Genomic DNA, 23207 nt, shown 5'->3' on the forward strand with positions numbered 1-23207 from the left:
CCGTCAGTGCACCCTGGACAGGTCAGAGCACCTTGGACAGGAACGACTGCGTCCGCTCGTGCTGCGGATTGGTCAGTACGTCGCGGGGGTTGCCGGCCTCGACCACCACGCCGCCGTCCATGAACACCAGTGAGTCGCCCACCTCGCGCGCGAAGCCCATCTCGTGCGTGACGACGATCATGGTCATGCCGGACTCGGCGAGGTCGCGCATGACGTCGAGGACGTCACCGACCAGCTCCGGGTCGAGCGCCGAGGTCGGCTCGTCGAAGAGCATCAGCTTCGGGTCCATCGCCAGTGCACGGGCGATCGCGACCCGCTGCTGCTGGCCGCCGGAGAGCTGCGAGGGGTAGCTCTTCGCCTTGTCGGCGAGGCCCACGCGCTCCAGCAGCTGACCCGCGCGTTCCCGCGCCTGGGCCCGGCTGACGCCCTTGACCTGGACCGGCGCCTCGATCACGTTCTCCAGGGCGGTCATGTGCGGGAACAGGTTGAAGCGCTGGAAGACCATGCCGATGTCCCGGCGCTTCAGGGCGACTTCGCTGTCCTTGAGCTCGTACAGCTTGTCGCCCTTCTGGCGATAGCCGACCAGCTCCCCGTCGACGTACAGGCGCCCGGCGTTGACCTTCTCCAGGTGGTTGATGCACCGCAGGAAGGTCGACTTGCCGGAGCCGGAGGGGCCGATGAGGCAGAAGACCTCGCCGGACTTCACCTCCAGGTCGATGCCCTTGAGGACTTCCACGGCGCCGAAGGACTTGTGGACGCCCTCGGACTTCACCATCGGCGTGGTGGCGTCCGCCTTGGTCACGTTGGCGGTCATGCCGTGCCTCCCCTCGGACGGCCCAGCGACAGCATGTTGGCCTTGATCTTCTGGAACGGTGTGTTCGGCAGACTACGGCTGGAGCCGCGGGCGTAGTACCGCTCGACGTAGTACTGCCCGATGCTGAGGACCGAGGTCATGATCAGGTACCAGGCGGCGGCCAGGAAGAGCATCTCCACCGGTGCACCGGAGGTCTGCCCGATGTCCTGGGCGTAGCGCAGGAGTTCCGGATACTGGACCACCGACACCAGCGAGGTGGTCTTCAGCATGTTGATGACCTCGTTGCCCGTGGGCGGCACGATCACGCGCATCGCCTGTGGGATCACGATCCGGCGCAGGGTCTTGCTGTGGCTCATGCCCAGGGCGTGTGAGGCCTCGGTCTGGCCCTCGTCGACCGAGAGCAGACCGGCGCGGCAGATCTCCGCCATGTACGCGGCCTCGTTCAGGCCAAGGCCCAGGAGCGCCGTCAGCAGCGGCGTCATGAAGCTCGACCAGTAGTCCTTGTAGATCGGACCGAGGTTGATGTACTCGAAGACCAGGCCCAGGTTGAACCAGAGGATGAGCTGGACCAGGACCGGGGTGCCGCGGAAGAACCAGATGTAGAACCAGGCGATGGACGACGTCACCGGGTTCTTCGACAGCCGCATCACGGCCAGCATGATGCCGCCGACGATGCCGATCAGCATCGACAGCACCGTCAGCAGGAGCGTCTTGCCGACGCCCGTGAGGATGCGGTGATCGAAGAAGTAGTCCGGTACGGCATGCCAGTTGATCTTGCCCTGGCCGAACGCGTAGATGATCGAGACCAGGATCGCGATCGCGATGACGGCGGAGACATAGCGCCCGTAGTGCCGGACCGGGATGGCCTTGATGGCTTCCGGTCCGGACGGGGGGGTGTCCGCGGGTTCCGTCGTCTTGTCGATGTCAGCAGTCACGGATGTTGCCTTTCAGCGCCGCTGTGGTCGCGGTCACTTGCCGCCGTTGATCTTGGCCGTCTTGACCGCGCCTGCCTCGACACCCCACTTGGAGATGACCTTGTCGTACGAGCCGTCCTTGATGATGGCCTCCAGCGCGGCCTGCAGGGCGTCCCGCAGCTGGGTGTTGGACTTGGCGACGGCGATGCCGTACGGCGCGGCCTCGACCTGGTCGCCGACGATCTCGAAGTCCTTGCCGCCGCCCGAGGTCTTCACCGCGTACGCGGCCACCGGGAAGTCGGAGGAACCGGCGTCGGCGCCACCGGCCCGCAGCCGGGTCTGGGCCTGCTGGTCGTTGTCGTAGGCCTCGATGGCGATCTTCTTGCCACCGGTGCACTTCTTGGACTCGGCCTTGGCAAGGTCCTCGGAGACCGTGCCACGCTGCAGCACGATCTTCTTGCCGCACAGGTCGGACCAGTTCTTGATGCCCTCGGTCTTGCCCTTGAGCGTGTAGATCGAGACGCCCGCGGTGAAGTAGTCGACGAAGTCGACGCCCTCGCCGACCTTCTTTCCGGTGTCGGAGTCGATGCCCTCCTGACGGTCCTTGGTGTCCGTCATGGCCGACATCGCCATGTCGTAGCGCTTCGAGCGCAGACCGGTCAGCAGGGTGTCGAACGTGCCGTTCTCGAACTGGAACTTCACGCCGAGCTGCTTGCCCAGGGCGTCCGCGAGGTCGGGGTCGATGCCCACGGTCTTGCCGGAGCTGTCCTTGAACTCGACCGGCGCGTACGCGATGTCCGAGCCGACCTTGATGACGCCCTTGTCCCGGATGGCCTGGGGGAGCTTGTCCGCCAGCGGGGCGGAGCTCGTCTTCGTGTTGTCCGAGCCCGAGTCCTTGGTCTGGTCACCGCAGCCGGTGAGCAGCAGGGCGCCGGCGACCGCGATCGCACCGACCGCTGCTATCCGGGACTGAGCGGCGGGGGTACGACGGGTGGTGCTTGCGGTCATGGTGGGTTCCTCCGGCGGATGAGGGAGTTGCCGATGGGTCGACGAGAACACACACCTTCGGGTGTCGCGACCTCGCGTGATGACGGCATCTTGCCATTCGGACTTAGCCATTCAGGTGACCAGCTATGTCAAAATCGGATAACGGGTGACCCCCGAACCGCACCATGCCGGTACATCAAGGCCGGACCTTGTGCGGGAATCCCTCGTTCCGGCCGCAAGATCTTCGGTGTATCTCGCCATGCGAGCGGCCGCTTCTGCGCAGTTGCGGCGCTTGTGGATCATTCGGGGACGTGTCTGCAGATCCGGTGATGAGTCAGGGCTCCGGTATGTGACCTTCGCGTTATGGACTCGTCCCCGGCACGGTCCGTCCGGTAAGAAGGATCCTTACACCCCTCATCCGGGGCTCAGGGCGCGTGTGCGGCGCGCCCGTCGCGTAGTCGCCCGTACGCAACCACGGCGGCAGGGCCTGCGCGGTGCCCGCCCACCCCTCAACCAGGAGTGGTCACCCTCAAACCTTGAAGACTTAAGGGGTAAAACAAAGTGGCAGCGGAGATCGTCAATCCTCGCAGCGACAGCAGTACGGATCAGGACGGCGGGGCGGAGCCCCTCGATTCCTTCGACCCGGCATTCGCGCTGCATCGTGGCGGCAAGATGGCCGTGCAGGCCACCGTGCCCGTCCGTGACAAGGACGACCTGTCCCTGGCGTACACGCCCGGCGTCGCGAAGGTGTGCAGCGCCATCGCCGAGCAGCCGGAACTGGTGCACGACTACACGTGGAAGTCGTCCGTCGTCGCCGTCGTCACCGACGGTACGGCCGTGCTCGGACTCGGTGACATCGGCCCGGAGGCCTCGCTCCCCGTGATGGAGGGCAAGGCGATCCTGTTCAAGCAGTTCGGCGGGGTCGACGCGGTGCCGATCGCGCTCGCCTGCACGGACGTCGACGAGATCGTCGAGACCGTGGTCCGGCTGGCGCCGTCGTTCGGCGGGGTGAACCTCGAGGACATCTCGGCACCGCGGTGCTTCGAGATCGAGCGGCAGCTCCAGGAGCGCCTCGACATCCCGGTGTTCCACGACGACCAGCACGGGACCGCCGTCGTCACGCTGGCGGCCCTGCGCAACGCCGCGCGGCTGACCGGACGGTCGCTGGGCGAGCTGCGCGCGGTGATCTCGGGCGCGGGTGCGGCCGGAGTCGCCATCGCCAAGTTCCTGCTGGAGGCGGGCCTCGGCGATGTCGCCGTCGCGGACCGCAAGGGCGTCGTGTCCCGGGACCGGGACGACCTGACGCCGGTCAAGCGGGAGCTCGCCGAGATCACCAACAAGGCGGGCATCTCGGGTTCGCTGGAATCGGCGCTGGCCGGCGCGGACGTCTTCATCGGCGTCTCCGGCGGTACGGTGCCGGAGCCCGCGGTGGCTTCCATGGCCGAGGGCGCATTCGTGTTCGCCATGGCCAACCCGGACCCCGAGGTGCACCCGGAGATCGCCCACAAGTACGCGGCCGTGGTCGCGACCGGGCGCTCCGACTTCCCTAACCAGATCAACAACGTGCTGGCCTTCCCCGGCATCTTCGCCGGTGCGCTCCAGGTCCGGGCCTCCCGGATCACGGAGACGATGAAGATCGCGGCGGCCGAGGCGCTGGCCGCGGTGGTCGGGGACGACCTTGCCGCGGATTACGTGATCCCCTCGCCGTTCGATGAGCGGGTCGCTCCCGCGGTGACCGCGGCGGTGGCCGCGGCCGCTCGGGCGGAGGGTGTGGCTCGTCGCTGAGCCCTTGGCTCCGTGGCCCCGCCGGGATTCTCCGGCGGGGCCATTTTTTGCTCCGGGGGTCCGCCGAGTTTTTACCCGGGGGGTCGTCCGAGTGAGTGTTTTCGCCCCGGCCGCCCCTACCCGTCCCGTACCTGGGGCTCCACCCCGGACCCCGCTCCTCAAACGCCGGAGGGGCTGGATCGTGCCCCCGCGACTCTTTGCCTGCGGGCGGTGAGCTCTTTTCGTCCCGGGCGGGGGAGCTTTCAGCCCGTCCGGGGTTTGGGCACGAGCGCGCGTCAGCGCGATGCGGGGGTCTGGGGACGGAGCCCCCAGGTACGGGACGCGTGTCACACGGGGACGTGGTTCCGTCGGGGAAGGGCGGAGCCTATCGTCAAGGTCATGTTCGCTGCCTACGCCGCCCGAATCGACCGTGACCAGCCGCTCAACGGTCTGGAGTTGGGGGAGCGCCCGGCCCCCGAGGGGAGGCCGGGCTGGACGACCGTGAACGTCCGGGCCGCCTCCCTCAACCACCACGACCTGTGGTCCCTGCGCGGAGTCGGACTCGCCGAGGAGAAGCTCCCGATGATCCTCGGCTGCGACGCCGCGGGCGTCGACGAGGCGGGCAACGAAGTCGTCCTGCACTCCGTCATCGGCCAGACCGGCCACGGCGTCGGCCCGGACGAACCCCGCTCCATCCTCACCGAGCGCTACCAGGGCACCTTCGCCGAGCAGGTCTCCGTACCGACGTGGAACGTCCTGCCCAAGCCGAGGGAGCTCTCCTTCGAAGAGGCCGCGTGCCTGCCGACGGCCTGGCTCACGGCGTACCGCATGCTCTTCACCAACGCGGGTGTACGACCCGGCGACTCCGTCCTCGTGCAGGGCGCCGGTGGCGGTGTCGCGACCGCCGCGATCGTGCTGGGCAAGGCCGCCGGTCTGCGGGTCTTCGCCACCAGCCGTGACGAGGCCAAGCGCAAGCGGGCCGTCGAACTCGGCGCCGTGGAAGCCCTGGAGCCCGGCGCGCGGCTGCCGCAGCGTGTGGATGCCGTCATCGAGACGGTGGGCGCGGCCACCTGGTCGCACTCGGTCAAGTCCCTGCGGCCCGGCGGCACTCTGGTCATCTCCGGCGCCACCAGCGGCGACCGCCCCTCGCACGCCGAACTGACCCGGATCTTCTTCCTCGAGCTCAAGATCGTCGGCTCCACGATGGGCACCAAGGACGAGCTGGAGGACCTGCTGTCCTTCTGCGCCGCGACCGGTGTACGACCTGTCATCGACGAGGTGCTGCCCCTCGACCGCGCCCGGGAGGGCTTCGAACGGATCGAGTCGGGTGACCAGTTCGGAAAGATCGTGCTGACGACGGGCTGACGGCTGCCTGGATCTCCGGCTGTCCGCTTCTCCGGCTGTCCGCTTCCTCGGCGGTCTGCTTCTTCGTGTGCGGCGGGCTCGGTTCACCGGGCCCGCCGTTCGCGCGTCCGCACCCTGATGTGTCAACCAGGGTTGACGTGGAGTCGATGTCAACGTACGTTGACGTCATGACCGAAGCTACGGATCTCGCCGAGCGGGCGGGTGACCGCGATCCGCGGATCGGGCTGCGGGCGGTCTCCGCGCTGCGGAGGCTGCTGGAGCAGCTGGAAGCCGTGCAGGTGCGCAGTGCGCGCCACCAGGGGTGGTCGTGGCAGGAGATCGCCGCGGAACTCGGTGTCAGCAGACAAGCCGTGCACAAGAAGTACGGGAGGCAGTGATGTTCGAGCGCTTCACCAAGGATGCCCGCGCCGTGGTCATGGGCGCGGTCGAGCACCGCGAGCGGTCGGGGGAGGACCGGGTCGAGGAGGCGCACATGCTGCTCGCCCTTCTCGACCGGGAGGGGAGCCGTGGTTCCTTCGCGCTGGCCTCGCTCGGGCCGGCCGACCGTCGCGACTCCGTCGCCGGGGCGCTGGCCGAGGCACGTCGCCGGGGAGGACTCTCCCGGGCCGACGCGGACGCCCTCTCCGGGCTCGGCATCGACCTCACCGAGATCGTCTCCCGGGTCGAAGAGGCCCATGGCGCCGGGGCGTTGGCGGGCGGGCGGAAGGACGTCGGCCGGTGGTCCGGGCGCCGCCCCTTCTCCCGGGGAGCCAAGGATCTCCTCACCGAGTCCCTCCGGATCGCCGTCGCCCACCACGACCGCCACATCGGCGACGAGCACCTTCTGCTCGCCCTCACGGCCCGCCCCGGCGTCCCCGCCGAGGTGCTCGCCGATCACGGGGTGACGTACGACGGCGTGCGGCGGGTGCTGTGGGGCGGGGGCGCGGCGAAGGCGGGGTGAATGCGGGCGGGGGCGCGGCGAAGGCGGGGTGAATCCGGGGCGGGGCGGGGGCGCGCCGAAGGCGGGGTGAATTCGGGGCAGGGGCGGGGCGGAGAGGGTATCGACCCGCGGCCGACGGGGCCCTGAGGCCCTGTCACCCGAAGGGTTCGTCCGTCCTCGGCCACAGGCAGGGCGGCCAGCGGCGTCTGGAAGGCCAACGGCGCCTCGAGGGGCGAAGGCGCCTCGAAGGGCGAGGGCGCCTGGGTTGGCCAACCGTGCTGGGGAAGGGCAACGGCGCCCCGGGAGGCCAACCGCGCCTGGCAAGGCCAACCATGCCCGGGAAGGGCAACGGCGCCCCGGGAGCCAACCGCGCCTGGCAAGGGAAACCGTGCCTGGGAAGGCCAACCGTGCGGGAGTTGGCCAACGGCGCCTGGGAAGACCAACCGTGCCCGGGAAGGGCAACCGCACCCGCCAAGGCCAACCGTGCCCGGGAAGCGCGACCCCGCCCGGTGAAGAGCAACGGCGCTCCCCCCGGGAGGCGCCGGACCCGTCAAGTGGCCGTCAGGGCTTCGGGGTGCGCAGGGCCGCCCCGATGTGCGCCGCGGCAGTCGACAAGTGGCGGCGGGTCTCGCGGAGCTGCTCCTCGGTCACCCCGTGGTCGCGGGCCGTGTCGCGGATGTCGTCGCGGAAGCGGTCCAGGAGGCGGTCGAGATCGCGGCTGGGGTCGCCGGTCGAGTCCTCGTGGGCCCAGGACGGTTCGTACGCCGCGGGGAAGTCCTCACGAGTGACCGTGTACTCGGGCTCCGCCCCGGCCCCGGCCCCGTACTCGTGCTCCGCCGCCGGCTCCGTGGTCGCCCCCGTACGACCGAAGCCGAAGTCCTTGCCGAGTCCCTTGCTGAAGTCCTTACCGAAGTCCTTCCCGAACTCGCCGAATTCCTTGGCGAGTTCGCTCAGCCCCTCCCGCACACCCGTCGGCCAGTCGCCGCGCGCGAAGTGGTCCTGGACCTGCTCCTGGACCCGCTTGGCCATGCGCTGCATCTCTTCCTGGGCCTGGGCGCGCGCCCTCTCCTGCGCCTCCTTGGCCTGGCGCCGGGCCCGCTGGGCCTCGTCGCGGGCCCGCCGGCTCTCGTCCTTCGCGCGCCGGGCCTGCTCCTTCCACTCCTGCTTGGCGCGCCGCATCTCCTCCTTGGCGATCCGCCAGGACTCCTTCTCGCCGAAGCTGCCGGCACCGTCCGCCGGGCCGTCGTGCGCCGCGGATCCGGTGCCGCCCGTGGAACCCCGCTGGGCCTCCACGGCGGCCGCCCGCATCTCGCGCCGCAAGTCGCCCGCCGCGCCCCGTACATCGGCGCGGATCTCGGCGGCGAGCTCGGCGACCGACTCGCGGATCTCCAGCTCCAGGTCGGCCAGCTCACCGCTGCGGTCGGCCAGTTCGGCACGGCCCGCGTCGGTGATCGCGTACACCTTGCGGCCGCCCTCGGTGGTGTGCGTGACCAGTCCCTCGGTCTCCAGCTTGGCCAGCCGCGGGTAGACGGTGCCGGCCGAGGGCGCGTACAGCCCCTGGAAGCGCTCCTCCAGGAGCCGGATCACCTCGTACCCGTGGCGCGGCGCCTCGTCGAGCAGCTTCAGCAGATAGAGCCGCAGGCGGCCATGGGCGAAGACGGGGGGCATCTCAGAGCACCTTCTTGTCGGTCGGGGCGGCACCGGTCGGGCCGTCGGCCGGTCCGCGCGCCGAGGACCCGACCGGGCCGTCGGACGGCGCTTCCTCCTCCGCCGGAGGCCGCCGCAACAGGGCGATGGAGCCGGATACGGTCATGGCCTTCAGCTTGCCGTTGCCCGCGCCGAGCCGGCCGGTGATCTTCTTCGCGCCCCACTGGCCGCCGACCCGGAGATCCTCGAAAGCGCTGGAGACCGTGCCGGACGCGGTGTTCGCCTCCACCTCCGCGTCCGCCGGGTGGGGCAGGCGGATGGCGATCTCACCCGAGACGTTCGACAACTGGACGTCGGTGGGGGCGCCCGTGGCGTCGAGGTCCACGATCATCGAGCCGCTCACCGACTCGGCCCGCACGGAGGAGCCCGAGCCCTCGACGACGGTCAGATCGCCGGAGACGGAGTGGAAGCGGAGGTCGCCGGTGACGGCCTGGGCCTCCAGATTCCCGGACACCGTGTCCACGCGGACGGGCCCCGAGACGCGGACGAGCGTCGTGTCGCCGGTGACCCCCTTCACCTCGACCCGCTCGTCCGTCCCGGAGACCACGGCCGCCGCGCCGACCACGCCCACCTCGATCCGGGTGCTCGCCGGGACGGCCAGCGAGACGACCGCGCTGCGGCGCCAGCCCTTGCGGTCGAGCCACTTGAGGAAGCCCTTCCAGGGCAGGTCCTCGTACGCGACGGTCAGCGTGCCGTTCTTCTGGGTCACCACCAGGGGTGGCCCTTCGAGTTCGGAGACTTCCAGGCGGGCGGAACTCTCGTCGGTGCCCACGACGTTCACCGTTCCGTTGACGATGCGCACGTGGAGTGCCGTCACGGGGGTGTCGAAGGTCAGCTTCCTCGCTTCTGCGACGGACCACTCGGGCATGGGGCAGACCTCCTCGGCCGGACGGGACACGACGCGCCATATCGCGTCTTCCAATGAACACGATATATCGCGGATACGGAAAGTCAAGACACTCGATCCGGTGATACGCGTGCTGACAAAAGGGGCAGGTGGCGACGAAGTCGCCCTAACGTATGACCATGCCGACCCTCCGCGACGAACCCCCCGACTCGGCCGCCGCCGGCGCACTGCTCCTGTGCCGGGCGCATCCCGAAGCCGTCGGCTCCGCAGCTCAGCTGCTGCGCGAAGGGATGGTGCTCACCGGCGCGGGCGACGACTGGAGCGTGCTCGTCCCCGAGGGCAGGCCATGGCTGCACGGCGACGAACCGGTCGATCGCGTCCTGACCGGCTGGGCCGCCGCCCTCGCCGTCGGCGCCCCCTGGCCCGTACTGGCCCTGTGGTGGGACGCCGACCGCAGCGGTTGCACCCTCGCCTCCGGATTCCGCCGCACCGTCGGCTACGAATGGCTCGCGAACGGCACACCGGTCGGCGAGGACGAGGCGATGCGCACCTTCGCCGCGCGCCTCGGCCTCGATCCCGTGCTGGACATGCAGGACCTGGAGCAGCTGACGAAACCCGACTCCGCGGCCGACGCCCGGGCCCGGCTGCGCGGACTGCTCGCCGTCCTCACGCGCGCGGGGATGGCCCTCCCGGCAGTCCTGGCCCCGGGTGTCCCCGCCGACCAACTCCTGGACGCCGTCCGGGAGCTGCCCGACGCCCGCCCGGTCTCCTGGTCCGGTCGCCGCGAGGCCGTCCGCACACAGCTCGGCGTCGTCGAGGGCGGCGGTCCCGGCCCCTGGATCCGCGGTCCGAAGGCCCGCGCCCTGGCCACGGCCCAGCTGGCCACGGGCCTGCCCGTCACGCTCTACGGAGTACGCCGCCGCAACATGGGCTGGATCGCGGCGGGCGCGCTGCTCATGACCCACGGAGCCCTGGGATTCGCGTACGACCGGGTACGCGCCTTCGACTGAGACCCGCCGACCGCAGGGGCCGCCTCGCGCGCGCGGCCGCTCACCCGGAGGCGAAGCCCTGCTCGCACCGGAGGCGAAGCCCTGCTCGTCGCCCTACTCGTCCTCGTCCTCGTCGTCGTCCAGCCGCGCCAGCCAGGTCGCGAGCCGCTCGACGGGCACCTCGAAGTCCGGATTGAGATCGACGAACGTACGCAGCTGCTCGGCAAGCCACTCGAAAGTGACCTCTTCCTCGCCGCGCCGCTTCGCCAGTTCCTCGATGCCACGGTCGGTGAAGTACACGGATGCTCTCCTGGGGCTGGGCCTGCCGGCCACGGGTCGTACCCCTCCAGGTTATGCGGCCCGGTGCCCGGCGGTGCACCCGCCCGGAACCCGTACCGGACCACCCCGTACCGGCCGGGATCCCGTACCGGACAACGGAACCGGCCCCACCGCCTCGACAAGGCGATGGGGCCGGCCCCTTGATCCATCGGGCTGGGCCGAGAGGCGTGAGCCTCTCAGCGGTGCTCAGAGGCTCACGCCTCGAACACCTCCCGTACCAGCTGCTCCTGCTCGGCCTGGTGGCGCTTTGCCGAGCCGACCGCCGGGGAGGACCCGTGCGGGCGGGAGATGCGGCGCAGGCGCTCGCCGTGCGGGACGTCCGCGCCGACCGCCAGGTCCAGGTGGTCGATCAGGTTGAGGGCGATGAAGGGCCACGCGCCCTGGTTCGCCGGCTCCTCCTGGGCCCACAGGTACTTCTCGGCGTTCGGGTACTTGGCGATCTCCGCCTGGAGCTCCGCACCCGGGAGGGGGTACAGGCGCTCGATGCGGATGATGGCCGTGTCCGTGACGCCGCGCTTGGTGCGCTCGGCCTCCAGGTCGTAGTAGACCTTGCCGGCGCAGAAGACGACCTTGCGGACCGCGGCCGGGTCGGCGGACGCGTCGCCGATGACCGGACGGAACTGACCCGTCGTGAACTCCTCCGCCTTCGAGGCCGCCGCCTTGAGGCGCAGCATCGACTTCGGCGTGAAGACCACCAGCGGCTTGTGGTGCGGGTTGTGCACCTGCCACCGCAGGAGGTGGAAGTAGTTCGACGGCAGGGTCGGCATGGCGACCGTCATGTTGTTCTGCGCGCACAGCTGGAGGAAGCGCTCCGGGCGGGCCGACGAGTGGTCGGGGCCCTGGCCCTCGTAGCCGTGCGGGAGCAGCAGGGTGACGCCGGACGTCTGGCCCCACTTCTGCTCGGCCGAGGAGATGAACTCGTCGACGACCGTCTGGGCGCCGTTGACGAAGTCGCCGAACTGCGCCTCCCACATGACCAGCGACTCGGGACGGGCCAGCGAGTAGCCGTACTCGAAGCCCATCGCGGCGTACTCGGAGAGCAGCGAGTCGTAGCAGTTGTAGCGCGCCTGGTCCTCGGAGAGGTACAGCAGCGGCGTGAAGTCCTCGCCCGTCTCACGGTCGATGAGGACCGCGTGACGCTGGCCGAACGTGCCGCGGCGGGAGTCCTGGCCCGAGAGGCGCACCGGGGTGCCCTCCAGGAGCAGGGAGCCGATCGCGAGCGTCTCGCCCATGCCCCAGTCGATCGTGCCGTCCTCGACCATCGCCGCGCGGCGCTGCAGCTGGGGCAGCAGACGCGGGTGGACGGTGACCCGGTCGGGGATGTTGACCTGGGACTCGGCGATGCGCTTGACGACCTCCGCGGAGACCGCGGTGTTCACGGCGACCGGGAACTGGGCCTGCGGGTCGGAGACGGGCGCCTCGCCCGGCTGCGACGTCGCCTCACGGACCTCCGTGAAGACCTTCTCCAGCTGGCCCTGGTAGTCCTGCAGCGCCTGCTCGGCCTCTTCCAGCGTGATGTCGCCGCGACCGATGAGGGACTCGGTGTAGAGCTTGCGCACCGAGCGCTTCTTGTCGATCAGGTCGTACATCAGCGGCTGCGTGAACGCCGGGTTGTCCGACTCGTTGTGACCGCGGCGGCGGTAGCAGATGAGGTCGATGACGACGTCCTTGTTGAACGCCTGGCGGAACTCGAAGGCCAGCCGAGCGACGCGGACGACGGCCTCGGGGTCGTCGCCGTTCACGTGGAAGATCGGCGCCTCGATCATGCGGGCCACGTCGGTGGCGTACATCGAGGAGCGCGAGGACTCCGGGGCGGCGGTGAAGCCGACCTGGTTGTTGATGACGACGTGGACCGTGCCGCCGGTGCGGTAGCCGCGCAGCTGCGACATGTTGAGCGTCTCGGCCACGACGCCCTGGCCGGCGAAGGCCGCGTCACCGTGCAGGGCGACCGGCAGGACCGTGAAGTCCGTGCCGCCCTTGTTGATGATGTCCTGCTTGGCGCGGGCGATGCCCTCGAGGATCGGGTCGACCGCCTCCAGGTGCGAGGGGTTGGCGGCCAGCGAGACCTTGATCTGCTCGCCGTCGAGACCGGTGAAGGTGCCCTCGGCGCCCAGGTGGTACTTGACGTCACCGGAGCCGTGCATCGACTTCGGGTCGAGGTTGCCCTCGAACTCGCGGAAGATCTGCGCGTACGACTTGCCGACGATGTTGGCGAGGACGTTCAGCCGGCCGCGGTGGGCCATGCCGATGACGACCTCGTCCAGGCGGGACTCCGCCGCAGAGTCGAGCACCGCGTCCAGCAGCGGGATGACGGACTCGCCGCCCTCCAGCGAGAAGCGCTTCTGGCCCACGTACTTCGTCTGCAGGAAGGTCTCGAAGGCCTCCGCCGCGTTCAGCCGGCGCAGGATGCGCAGCTGCTCCTCGCGCTCCGGCTTGGTGTGCGAGCGCTCGATGCGGTCCTGGATCCACTTGCGCTGCTTCGGGTCCTGGATGTGCATGAACTCGACGCCGGTGGTGCGGCAGTACGAGTCGCGCAGCACACCGAGGATGTCGCGCAGCTTCATCAGGGACTTGCCCGCGAAGCCGCCGACGGCGAACTCGCGCTCCAGGTCCCAGAGCGTCAGACCGTGCTCGGTGATGTCCAGGTCGGGGTGCTTGCGCTGGCGGTACTCCAGCGGGTCGGTGTCGGCCATGACGTGGCCGCGGACCCGGTAGGAGTGGATCAGCTCGAAGACGCGGGCGGCCTTCGTGACGTCGTCGTCGTGCGAGGCGTCGATGTCCTTGAGCCAGCGGACCGGCTCGTAGGGGATGCGCAGCGCCTCGAAGATCTCGTCGAAGAAGCCGTTCTCGCCGAGCAGCAGGTTCGCGACGATCCGCAGGAACTCGCCGGACGCGGCGCCCTGGATGACCCGGTGGTCGTAGGTCGACGTGAGCGTCATGACCTTCGAGATGCCGAGCTTGTTCAGGGTGTCCTGGGAGGTGCCCTGGAACTCCGCCGGGTAGTCCATCGAGCCGACGCCCATGATGACCGACTGGCCGGGCATCAGACGCGGGACCGAGTGGACGGTGCCGAGGCCGCCGGGGTTGGTCAGCGAGACCGTCACACCGGTGAAGTCGTCCATCGTCAGCTTGCCGTCACGGGCCCGGCGGACGATGTCTTCGTAGGCCTGCCAGAACTCGAAGAAGTTCAGCGTCTCGGCCTTCTTGATGCCGGCGACGACCAGCTGGCGGTCTCCGTTCGGCTTCACCAGGTCGATGGCGAGGCCGAAGTTGACGTGCGCCGGCTTGACCAGCGTCGGCTTGCCGTCCTTCTCCGCGAAGGAGTAGTTCATCGACGGCATGGCCTTGATGGCCTGCACCATCGCGTAGCCGATGAGGTGGGTGAAGGAGATCTTCCCGCCCCGGGCGCGCTTCAGGTGGTTGTTGATGACGATGCGGTTGTCGAAGAGCAGCTTCACCGGGACGGCGCGCACGGACGTGGCCGTGGGCAGTTCCAGCGAGGCGTTCATGTTCTTCGCGACGGCACCGGCCGGACCGCGCAGCGTCACGTACTCGGGGCCTTCGGGGGCCTCGGCGGCGGGCGCGGCGGCCTTCGGCTTCGCGGCGGCCGGAGCGGCCTTCGCGGGAGCCGGGGCGGCGGCCTTGGCCGGAGCCGGTGCGGCAGCCGCGGGCTTCGGCGCCGCGGGTGCGGCGGGTGCGGCCTGGACCGGAGCGGGCTGGACCGGAGCGGCCTGGGCCGGTGCGGCAGGCGCCGCCGGTGCGGCCTGGGCCGGTGCTGCGGGCGTGGCAGGAGCCGCTGTGGCGGTACCTGCGGCCCCCGCGGCCGCAGTACCCGACGGAGCCGGGGCGGCCGCGCCGCCCGGCTTGTAGTCGGCGAAGAAGTCCCACCAGGCTCGGTCTACCGAATTCGGGTCCTGGAGGTACTGCTGATAGATCTCGTCGACGAGCCACTCATTGGGACCGAACGCAGCAGCGGGGTTCTTCCCGGCTTGGTCATCGGTCGTGGGGGCACCTCCCGGCCGAAGGCTGGGGGAGCTCGAGTTACTGGGGGACTGTGGCGACACGGCGGCAACCGCCCTCTTCCGCTTCACAAGGTGATGGACAGCGGGAATAAAGGCTACGCCTCCCAGACCGTGAAGGTATGACCGGGCCGGTCATCGTCGCGTAAGTCACATCGGAAAGCGTGTTTCGGGGGCTGAAATGGCGGGAAACAAGCGAGGTTCCGATGCGGAACGGGTGCGTCGACCTGACCCCACGGCCCAGCAGGCGCGGGCCTCTCCCTGATCACACGTGTCCGTCAGTGCGGACGTTCATGGATCTTGTGGCTCCACTTCGAACCCTACGTCAACTCGGCAGTGAAGGCAGGCCTGGAAGAGTGACCTGGATCCGGCAGCCCCGCTGGGATTCGGCCACTCCGATCCGGCCGCCGTGCAGATCGACCGCCCAGCGGGCGATGGCGAGCCCCAGGCCCGTACCGCCGTCGCTGCCCGGTCCGTGCGGCGCGGGGACGCCGCCGCGGTTGAACCGCTCGAAGACCCGGTGCCACTCCGACTTCGGAATGCCCGGACCCTCGTCCAGCACTTCCAGGTCCAGCGACTCCGGGGACGGACCCCGGCGCGCCCGCACCGTCACGCGGCCGTGCGGCGGGCTGTGCTTGACCGCGTTGTCGATGAGGTTGGCGACGACCTGGTGGATCCGCTCCGGGTCCGCGTGCGCGGTCAGCTCGGGCGGGGACACGTCGAGGTGCAGATGGACGTCCGTACGCGTGTGGCTCCCGGAGCCCGAGGCGATGCCCGCGCGTGCGGAGGAGACCATGTTGGCCTCCTTCAGGACGCCGGACAGATAGGGCCAGACCTCGAAGCGGCGCCGCTTCAGCGGCACGACGCCGTTGTCGAGCCGGGACAGGTCCAGGAGCGTCTCGACGAGCCGGCCCAGGCGCTCCGTCTGCTTCAGGGCCGTACGCATCGTCTCGGGGTCGGCCGCGGACACGCCGTCCACGACGTTCTCCAGGACCGCGCGGAGGCCGGCGATGGGGGTGCGCAGCTCGTGCGAGACGTTCGCCACGAGCTCCTTGCGCTGGCGGTCCTGGGCCTCCAGCTCGTCCGCCATCAGGTTGATCGTCTGGGCCAGGTCGCCGAGTTCGTCCCGGCGGCCCTCGCTGACGCGGCGCGTGTAGTCGCCGTGGGAGATGGACCGGGCGACGGTGTTCATCTCGTCCAGGGGCGCGGTGAGCGAATGCGCCACGAACTGCGTTATCAGCAGTGTGGCGATCATCGAGAAGACGGTGATGAAGCGCACCTCGGTCTCGGTGCGCACCGCGATCATCAGCAGACCCGTGGTGATGAAGACCGCGACGACGACCAGCGTGCCGAGCTTCGTCTTGATCGAGAAGGGGCGCAGGCCGCCCCAGGGACCCGCGTTCTTGCGCTCCCCGAACCCGCTCATCACAGCAGCCCCCTCAAGAGGTCCCCACAGCCCCGGCTCAGGGAGTCGGGGTCTCCAGCGCGTAGCCCACGCCGTGGACCGTACGGATCCGCTCGGCGCCGATCTTCCGGCGCAGCGCCTTGATGTGACTGTCCACGGTCCGGGTGCCGGACGCGTCCGCCCAGTCCCAGACCTCGGCCAGCAACTGCTCGCGCGAGAGCACCGCACGCGGGGTGTTCGCCAGGCAGACCAGGAGGTCGAACTCGGTGGGTGTCAGGTGCACGTCCTCGGAGCGGACCCGCACCCGGCGCTGCGCGTGGTCGATCTCCAGCTCGCCGAGCCGCAGGATGCCGCTGCGCGGCGTCGAGGCGGCCACCACGGCACGCTCCACCCGGCGCAGCAGGACGTGCACGCGGGCGGCCAGCTCCCGCATGGAGAACGGTTTCGTCATGTAGTCGTCGGCGCCGACGCCGAGTCCGACCAGCATGTCGGTCTCGTCGTCGCGCGCGGTGAGCATCAGCACCGGCACCGGGCGCTGGGCCTGCACGCGGCGGCAGACCTCCAGACCGTCGAAGCCGGGCAGCATGATGTCGAGGATCAGCAGGTCGGGCTGCCAGGCCTCGGCGGTGTCGACGGCGGCCGGACCGTCGCCCGCTGTTTGCACCAGGAATCCCTCGGCGCGCAGGCGGGCCGCGATGGCGTCGACGATCGTCGGGTCGTCCTCGACGACCAGGACCCGTCGCTGAGCGCCGGGAGTCGCCGCCGCGCCGTTCTGGGAGGTGTGTGTCTGCTCCATCGCCCGCCCCTGAGGTGTGCTTTCCGGAATCCGTGGGGTGATCCCATGACTGCGCTTGACGCTTGAATGATCCGCGTCAGGGAAGCAGAGTACGGGCAGGCACCATTGATCGGCTATCCAGCCCTGACCGCAAGATGCACGACGTCCGGAACGCCCCGGGCAACCGGGATCTCTTCGGTACGCACCCGTTGGAAACCGGCATTCCGCAAGGTTCCTTCAAATTCCGGAGAGGGCTGCGCAGACCACACCGCGAGCACTCCGCCGGGCCTCAACAGCCTTGCGCAGCCGGTCAGTCCGGCCCGTGAATAGAGGCCTCCGTTGCCCTCCGTGACCGTCCAGCCGGGTCCGTTGTCGATGTCCAGGCAGAGCGCGTCGTACGTGGCGGAAGTCTCATTGACGTAGGCGACCAGATCCGCCTCGACGATCTCCGTCCGGGGGTCGGCGAGCGCGGGGGCGGAGAGGGCGGACAGCGGTCCTTCGCGGTGCCAGTCGATGATCGCCGGCTCCCGTTCCACGACCGTGATGCGTCCCCAGCGGTCGTCGGCGGCGGCGTGCGCGAGGGAGAAGCCGACGCCGAGGCCGCCGATCAGCACGCTCGGCCGCGCCCGGCCGTCCAGGGCGTCGCGGGCCGCGTCGATCAGCAGTCGCTCCGAGCGGCCGTCGGAGGTGTCCATCAGGAAGCACCCGTTGGCGATGATCTGCAGCAGTGCGCCGTGGCGCCGCAGCACGACCTCGCCGTACGGGCCTTCCCGGCGATCGATGACCACGGGGATGTCGTACGAGGCAGTCATGGCGCTCATCCTGGCACCGCGATGCGGACGGGCGGGCGGAATCCGCCGGGCGATACGGCCCCGGTCGCGGACGTCGACAGGGGTGATCGCTCACAGCGAACAGTCCCCCGGGAACATTCAAGGGCTCACGTGCATTGAGTCGACATAGCTCAACTTGACTGCCGAAGGGGAGATCATGGCTTCGACGTCCACACCGCTCACCCTGCCCGTGCTGCCGCTCGACGACGAGGTCGTGCTGCCCGGGATGGTGGTTCCGCTGGACCTGAACGACGCCGACGTCCGCGCCGCGGTGGAGGCTGCCCAGGCCGCCGCCCGCTCGGAGCCCGGCAAGCCGAAGGTGCTGCTGGTGCCACGCATCGACGGGGCGTACCCGAGCACCGGTGTGCTCGGCACCGTCGAGCAGGTCGGCCGGCTGGCCGACGGCGACCCGGGCGCGCTGATCCGCGGCCGTGGGCGCGTGAAGATCGGCGCGGGGACCACCGGTCCCGGTGCCGCACTGTGGGTGGAGGGCACCCGGGTCGAGGAGACCGTGCCCGACCCCCTGCCCGGCCAGGTCACCGACCTGGTCAAGGAGTACAAGGCCCTGGCCACCAGCTGGCTGCGCAAGCGCGGCGCCTGGCAGGTCGTGGACCGCGTACAGGCCATTGACGATGTTTCCGCCCTTGCCGACAATTCCGGTTACTCACCGTTCCTGACCACTGACCAGAAGGTGGCCCTGCTGGAGACGGCCGACCCGGTCGCCCGGCTGAAGCTCGCCACCGAACAGCTCCGTGAGCACCTCGCCGAGCAGGATGTCGCCGAGTCCATCGCCAAGGACGTACAGGAAGGCGTGGACAAGCAGCAGCGCGAGTTCTTGCTGCGCCGGCAGCTCGAAGCCGTCCGCAAGGAACTGCGCGAGCTGAACGGCGATTCCGCGGACGGCGAGGAGTCCGACGACTACCGCACGCGCGTCGAGGCCGCCGATCTCCCCGAGAAGGTCCGCGAGGCCGCTCTCAAGGAGGTCGAGAAGCTGGAGCGCGCGAGCGACCAGTCGCCCGAGGGCTCCTGGATCCGCACCTGGCTCGACACCGTGCTCGAACTCCCGTGGAACGAACGCACGGAGGACGAGTACGACATCAGGGGCGCCCAGCGGGTGCTGGACGCCGAGCACTCCGGCCTGGCGGACGTGAAGGAGCGGATCACCGAATACCTGGCGGTGCGCAAGCGACGCGCCGACCGGGGCCTGGGTGTCGTCGGCGGGCGACGCGGGGGCGCCGTGCTCGCGCTCGTCGGCCCGCCCGGCGTCGGCAAGACCTCGCTCGGTGAGTCCGTCGCGCACGCCATGGGCCGCAAGTTCGTCCGCGTCGCCCTCGGCGGCGTGCGGGACGAGGCCGAGATCCGCGGCCACCGGCGTACGTACGTCGGCGCGCTGCCCGGCCGGATCGTCCGTGCCATCAAGGAGGCCGGGTCCATGAACCCGGTGGTCCTGCTGGACGAGATCGACAAGGTCGGCTCCGACTTCCGGGGCGACCCGGCCGCGGCGCTGCTCGAAGTCCTCGACCCCGCGCAGAACCACACCTTCCGCGACCACTACCTGGAGGTCGAACTCGACCTCTCCGACGTCGTGTTCCTCGCAACGGCGAACGTCCTGGAAGCCATCCCGGAGGCCCTGCTCGACCGTATGGAGCTGGTCCGCCTCGACGGCTACACCGAGGACGAGAAGGTCGTCATCGCCCGCGACCACCTGCTCCCGCGCCAGCTGGAGCGGGCCGGTCTGGAGAAGGACGAGGTCGCGCTGGACGAGAGCGCGCTGCGCAAGCTCGCGGGCGAGTACACCCGGGAAGCCGGTGTACGGAACCTGGAGCGGGCCGTCGCGCGGCTGCTGCGCAAGGTCGCGGCCGAGCACGAACTGGGCGAGCGGAAGCTGCCGTTCACGGTGACCGACGCCGACCTGCGCGGGCTCGTCGGACGGCCGCACCACGTGCCCGAGTCCGCCCAGGACCCGGCGGAGCGCCGTACGGCGGTGCCCGGTGTCGCCACCGGGCTCGCGGTCACCGGCGCGGGTGGTGACGTCCTCTTCGTCGAGGCGTCGCTGGCCGACCCGGAGACGGGCGCGGCGGGTCTGACCCTGACCGGTCAGCTGGGTGACGTGATGAAGGAGTCGGCACAGATCGCGCTCTCCTTCCTGCGTTCGCGCGGCGCCGAGCTGGAGCTGCCGGTCGGTGACCTCAAGGACCGGGGTGTGCACATCCACTTCCCGGCGGGCGCGGTCCCGAAGGACGGACCGAGCGCGGGTGTCACGATGACGACGGCACTGGCGTCGCTGCTCAGCGGCCGCCTGGTCCGTACGGACGTGGCGATGACCGGTGAGGTCTCCCTGACCGGCCGGGTCCTGCCCATCGGCGGTGTGAAGCAGAAGCTGCTCGCCGCGCACCGGGCCGGCGTCACCACCGTCATCATCCCCAAGCGCAACGAACCCGACCTGGACGACGTCCCGGCCGAGGTCCTGGAGAAGCTCGACGTCCACGCCGTCACGGACGTTCGCCAGGTCCTCGAACTGGCCCTCGTCCCGGCGACGAACGGAGCGAGTGCGGAGGTTCCGGTAGCGGCGTGACGGACGCTGCCGGTAGCGGAAGGCCCGGGCCCCATGAGGGACCCGGGCCTTCCCATGTCACGTTGCCGACGGGCCCGTCCGCCGTGGTCGCCTCGGGGCCCGGCCGGTCAGCCGTTCGCCAGTGCCACCACGCGGTCGAGGGCACCGTTGAACTTGTTGTGGTCGCCGACCGTCGGACCCGACGACGTGTACTGCCACATCGTGTAGAAGCCCCAGCCCGCGGGCAGCGTGCCCGGGTCGGTGGCGTAGCGGGCGATCCACAGCGGGTTGGTGGCCGCGAAGGCGCTGGAGTTGCCGGTGCACTGGGTCCACCAGGTGGTGGCCGTGTAGATGACGGCGTCCCGGCCGGTGCGCGCCTTGTACTGGTTGAGGAAGTCACGGATCCAGGTGACCATCGCGCTCTGCGTCTTGCCGTAGCAGGCCGCGCCGTACGGGTTCCACTCGATGTCGAGCGCACCCGGCAGCGTCCTGCCGTCCCTCGACCAGCCGCCGCCGTGGTCCACGAAGTAGTTGGCCTGGGTGGCGCCGGTCGTGGTGTCGGGGGTCGCGAAGTGGTACGCGCCGCGGATCATGCCGACGTCGTACGAGCCGTTGTACTGCTGGGCGAAGTAGGGGTTCGTGTAGTACGTCCCCTCCGTCGCCTTCGAGTAGGCCCACTTGACCCCGCTGCTCCACAGGGTCGACCAGGCGACGTTGCCCTGGTGGCTGCTGACGTCCACGCCCTCCGTCTGCGTGGCGTCACCGGTGGACGGCGTACCGCCCTGCCCGTCGTGGGCCGCGACGCCCATGCCCATGTGGGCGGAGCCGCGGGCGGGGGTGTCGGCGGCCTGGGCCGGCAGGGTGAACAGAAGGGAGAGCGCGGCGAGCAGGATCCCGACCGTGGGGAGCCGCTTGGTGCAGCGCCCGGGGCGGATGGTTCCGGATCTGTGCACGGGCATGGCGTGCCTCCGAAGGGCTCGGTGGTGCGCGGTGATGCTCGGTGGGGGGACTGCGGAGAAAGCCGACGGCCGGCGCACGCGCTCGGGCGACAGGTCCTCGTCGACCCGTCGGTGGCGTGGCGATGCCGGTAATTGCTTGGTAAAGAAGCTACGCACGTAGAAGACCGGGTGGGAAGAGGGCCCGGAGGCTGCCGTTGGTCTACTCCTGCGAAATACTGGCGGAGCTGCGGCAATGGCCACTTGTGGCGGAAACTTTCAGGATCGGGAAACCGGGTCAGGGGTGCTGACGTGCACGAGGGCGCAAACGGCGAGGGGCGACGTGGCGAAGTCACGGCGGCGGGGAGTGGTGTGAACCAGGAGTTCCTGTCGCTGGAACGCGCGTTGACCGTGTTCCTGCGGCGTGCTCGCGCCTCCTCCGGCGAGATGGCCCGCGAGGTCCACCCCGACCTGGAGTCCTCCGCCTACGGGTTGCTCTACCGGCTGGAGGAGTGCGGGCGTCAGCGGGCCACCGAGCTCGCCGCCTACATCGGCGTCGGCAAGGCCACCATGTCCCGTCAGTTGCGCGCCCTCGAAGACCTCGGTCTCGTCGCCCGCGAACCCGACCCGGCCGACGGCCGCGCCTGGCTGGTCCACCTCACGGAGGAGGGACGGGCGCGCTTCACCGCCGTGCGGGAGGCCCGCCGGGCACGCTACGTCAGCCAGCTCTCGGGCTGGGACCCGCGCGAGGTCGCCGAACTGGCCCGGTTGCTGCACCAGTTGAACCGCGGGGGAGAGGGCAGCTAGGCCCCCGGTGGCGATCGCGGGGTGGCTGGAACCGGAGCCTCCCCGCGAGACCGCTGACGACGGCTCGCGGTCCCGGCGCCACCACCGACCGCGCGTGGAGCTAGAGCTCCACGTACGCCACCGTCGCGTCGTCGTGGGTCTTGCTGCGGCGCAAGTGGGTCCGCTCCTGGGCGTCCGCCGCCTCCAGTTCGCGTACGCGGTCGACGAGGGCGCGGGCGCCCTCCTTGCGTACGACGGTGAAGAGGTCGGTCCAGTCGCCCTCGTGGAACTTCTCCGTCCAGCGGGTCGCCCCGTCCGTCAGGGCGGCCAGCGCGCGCACCTCCGCGCGGGCTGCCGTGCCGGTCACCGCACGCCCCGCGACCGAGGGGTCCGCCGCCGCCGTGAAGAAGCCGCCCTCCTTGTTGCGGACCGTCGCGTCGGCGATCGCGTCCGAGGCCAGCGAGGTGCGCGGGACACGGGAGAGCCGGTCGTCCAGCACCGGCGTGACCACGCCCGGAGGGGACAGCAGCAGCAGTGCGGAGTCCGAGAGGACCAGGTACTCGACCGTGTCGGCGGACCAGCGGACGAGGACCACGGTTGCCTGCGGTGTACGCGGGTGAGAAAGGTCACAGGTGTCGGCATGGGCGTCGGCCGTGCGGCGAATGGCCCGCGCGAGCACCTCGGTCAGCGTCACATCCGGTAGGGAAACCGACAGTTCGGTCAGTGTCCCGCCCAGGCGCGTCGCGAACCAGGGCACCCCGTGCACGCAGCCGTCGTCGCCCTTCGGGGGAGTCACCCCGTCCAGCACGACCAGTGCACCGCCCAGTCCTGAGGCCGGAAGCGCGACCGAGGTGAAGTCCTCATTGGGGCGGTTGCGGTCGCTGGGCTCGGTGACGAGTTCCGTACGCATCCAGCCAGTCTGCACGAGGCCTTCACAAGATCCACGAGAGGTCGGCATCGGTTGCCGGATGGTTGCGGACCGGGACGCCGGGCGCCGGGTTTGGCATGGAATGATCGACTCCGGTGAGGCGTGGCGGCGAATACTGCCAAAGCGCGTCGCCGACGTCCAACCGGCCCGCCGAGCAGGCCGGTGGCACACGCCGGAGGAACTTGCCCGCCAACTCCCTGCCGATGTTCACTCCTTCGGGTGGCGGCTCGGACGATGCGGGACCACTGCCCACCGGCACTGGGAGGGTCGGGAGCCGATGGGGGTCCCCCCTGATGGAGCGAAGTCGGAGCTTGGGGGAGGCCGGACGCC

19 protein-coding genes are annotated in these 23207 nt (G+C 70.1%); 7 read left to right on the forward strand and 12 right to left on the reverse strand.

The annotated features are described in order from the left end of the window. Window positions 1–22 precede the first annotated feature (22 nt). From ACFWM2_RS16840 to ACFWM2_RS16850, 3 genes are read right to left on the reverse strand one after another with little or no spacing between them, the layout of a single operon-like run. A complete protein-coding gene (locus ACFWM2_RS16840; protein WP_383279480.1) occupies window positions 23–814 on the reverse strand; it encodes an amino acid ABC transporter ATP-binding protein in 792 nt (263 codons plus the stop codon). Continuing rightward, window positions 811–1749, reverse strand: coding sequence for an amino acid ABC transporter permease (locus tag ACFWM2_RS16845; RefSeq protein WP_383279483.1), 939 nt, complete (start codon window positions 1747–1749; stop codon window positions 811–813). The genes ACFWM2_RS16840 and ACFWM2_RS16845 overlap by 4 nt, the downstream gene beginning before the upstream one ends. 33 nt (window positions 1750–1782) lie before the next feature. After that, the gene (locus ACFWM2_RS16850; protein ID WP_383279486.1) at window positions 1783–2736 is read right to left on the reverse strand and encodes an ABC transporter substrate-binding protein; all 954 of its coding nucleotides are present in this window, start codon (window positions 2734–2736) and stop codon (window positions 1783–1785) included. A 540-nt stretch (window positions 2737–3276) separates the two neighbouring features. On the opposite strand from ACFWM2_RS16850, the gene ACFWM2_RS16855 reads away from it, so the two are divergent. From ACFWM2_RS16855 to ACFWM2_RS16870, 4 genes are all read left to right on the forward strand, one after another. Beyond that, the gene (locus ACFWM2_RS16855; RefSeq protein ID WP_383279489.1) at window positions 3277–4500 is read left to right on the forward strand and encodes an NADP-dependent malic enzyme; all 1224 of its coding nucleotides are present in this window, start codon (window positions 3277–3279) and stop codon (window positions 4498–4500) included. Between the two features lie 378 nt (window positions 4501–4878). Beyond that, on the forward strand, window positions 4879–5844 hold the full coding sequence (locus tag ACFWM2_RS16860; protein WP_383279492.1) for a zinc-binding dehydrogenase: 966 nt from the start codon (window positions 4879–4881) through the stop codon (window positions 5842–5844). 167 nt (window positions 5845–6011) lie between these two features. Continuing rightward, window positions 6012–6221 carry a helix-turn-helix domain-containing protein gene (locus tag ACFWM2_RS16865; protein ID WP_148010429.1) on the forward strand — a complete coding sequence of 70 codons (210 nt, stop codon included), beginning with the start codon at window positions 6012–6014 and terminating at the stop codon, window positions 6219–6221. Continuing rightward, on the forward strand, window positions 6221–6784 hold the full coding sequence (locus ACFWM2_RS16870) for a Clp protease N-terminal domain-containing protein (protein ID WP_383279495.1): 564 nt from the start codon (window positions 6221–6223) through the stop codon (window positions 6782–6784). Before ACFWM2_RS16865 ends, ACFWM2_RS16870 begins: the two co-directional genes overlap by 1 nt. Window positions 6785–7324: 540 nt before the next feature. Here the strand turns inward: ACFWM2_RS16870 and ACFWM2_RS16875 are convergent. Continuing rightward, window positions 7325–8431 carry a helix-turn-helix transcriptional regulator gene (locus ACFWM2_RS16875; RefSeq protein ID WP_383279498.1) on the reverse strand — a complete coding sequence of 369 codons (1107 nt, stop codon included), beginning with the start codon at window positions 8429–8431 and terminating at the stop codon, window positions 7325–7327. Window position 8432: 1 nt separating this feature from the next. Next, on the reverse strand, window positions 8433–9338 hold the full coding sequence (locus ACFWM2_RS16880; RefSeq protein ID WP_383279501.1) for a DUF4097 domain-containing protein: 906 nt from the start codon (window positions 9336–9338) through the stop codon (window positions 8433–8435). 158 nt (window positions 9339–9496) lie between these two features. Between ACFWM2_RS16880 and ACFWM2_RS16885 the strand changes: the two genes are divergently transcribed. Further along, window positions 9497–10327: a hypothetical protein gene (locus tag ACFWM2_RS16885; RefSeq protein WP_383279504.1), complete on the forward strand. Its 831-nt coding sequence runs from the start codon at window positions 9497–9499 to the stop codon at window positions 10325–10327. Window positions 10328–10420: 93 nt separating this feature from the next. On the opposite strand, the gene ACFWM2_RS16890 is transcribed toward ACFWM2_RS16885, so the two are convergent. The 5 genes from ACFWM2_RS16890 to ACFWM2_RS16910 all read right to left on the reverse strand — a co-directional run bounded on the left by ACFWM2_RS16890 (window position 10421) and on the right by ACFWM2_RS16910 (window position 17656). Continuing rightward, window positions 10421–10606, reverse strand: coding sequence for a DUF6104 family protein (locus ACFWM2_RS16890; RefSeq protein ID WP_351218853.1), 186 nt, complete (start codon window positions 10604–10606; stop codon window positions 10421–10423). A 233-nt stretch (window positions 10607–10839) separates the two neighbouring features. Further along, window positions 10840–14709, reverse strand: coding sequence for a multifunctional oxoglutarate decarboxylase/oxoglutarate dehydrogenase thiamine pyrophosphate-binding subunit/dihydrolipoyllysine-residue succinyltransferase subunit (locus ACFWM2_RS16895; protein ID WP_383279507.1), 3870 nt, complete (start codon window positions 14707–14709; stop codon window positions 10840–10842). A gap of 280 nt (window positions 14710–14989) precedes the next feature. Beyond that, a complete protein-coding gene (locus ACFWM2_RS16900) occupies window positions 14990–16090 on the reverse strand; it encodes an ATP-binding protein (protein WP_383279510.1) in 1101 nt (366 codons plus the stop codon). A gap of 37 nt (window positions 16091–16127) precedes the next feature. Further along, complete coding sequence (locus ACFWM2_RS16905; protein ID WP_266454356.1) at window positions 16128–16865, reverse strand: response regulator transcription factor; 738 nt, start codon at window positions 16863–16865, stop codon at window positions 16128–16130. A gap of 113 nt (window positions 16866–16978) precedes the next feature. Further along, the gene (locus ACFWM2_RS16910) at window positions 16979–17656 is read right to left on the reverse strand and encodes a spermidine synthase (RefSeq protein WP_383279799.1); all 678 of its coding nucleotides are present in this window, start codon (window positions 17654–17656) and stop codon (window positions 16979–16981) included. 175 nt (window positions 17657–17831) lie between these two features. Between ACFWM2_RS16910 and lon the strand changes: the two genes are divergently transcribed. Continuing rightward, entirely contained in the window at window positions 17832–20249 is a 2418-nt protein-coding gene (lon, locus tag ACFWM2_RS16915) for an endopeptidase La (protein ID WP_383279514.1), read from the forward strand. 107 nt (window positions 20250–20356) lie between these two features. Here lon and ACFWM2_RS16920 read toward each other — a convergent pair whose 3' ends face one another. Further along, complete coding sequence (locus ACFWM2_RS16920; protein WP_383279517.1) at window positions 20357–21187, reverse strand: lysozyme; 831 nt, start codon at window positions 21185–21187, stop codon at window positions 20357–20359. 288 nt (window positions 21188–21475) lie between these two features. On the opposite strand from ACFWM2_RS16920, the gene ACFWM2_RS16925 reads away from it, so the two are divergent. Then, a complete protein-coding gene (locus ACFWM2_RS16925; protein ID WP_383279520.1) occupies window positions 21476–21970 on the forward strand; it encodes a MarR family winged helix-turn-helix transcriptional regulator in 495 nt (164 codons plus the stop codon). A 100-nt stretch (window positions 21971–22070) separates the two neighbouring features. Here ACFWM2_RS16925 and ACFWM2_RS16930 read toward each other — a convergent pair whose 3' ends face one another. Then, a complete protein-coding gene (locus tag ACFWM2_RS16930) occupies window positions 22071–22859 on the reverse strand; it encodes a protein phosphatase 2C domain-containing protein (RefSeq protein WP_383279523.1) in 789 nt (262 codons plus the stop codon). Between the last annotated feature and the right edge of the window lie 348 nt (window positions 22860–23207).

The sequence above is a fragment of the Streptomyces sp. NPDC058371 genome, from assembly GCF_042723265.1.
Classification (GTDB): domain Bacteria; phylum Actinomycetota; class Actinomycetes; order Streptomycetales; family Streptomycetaceae; genus Streptomyces.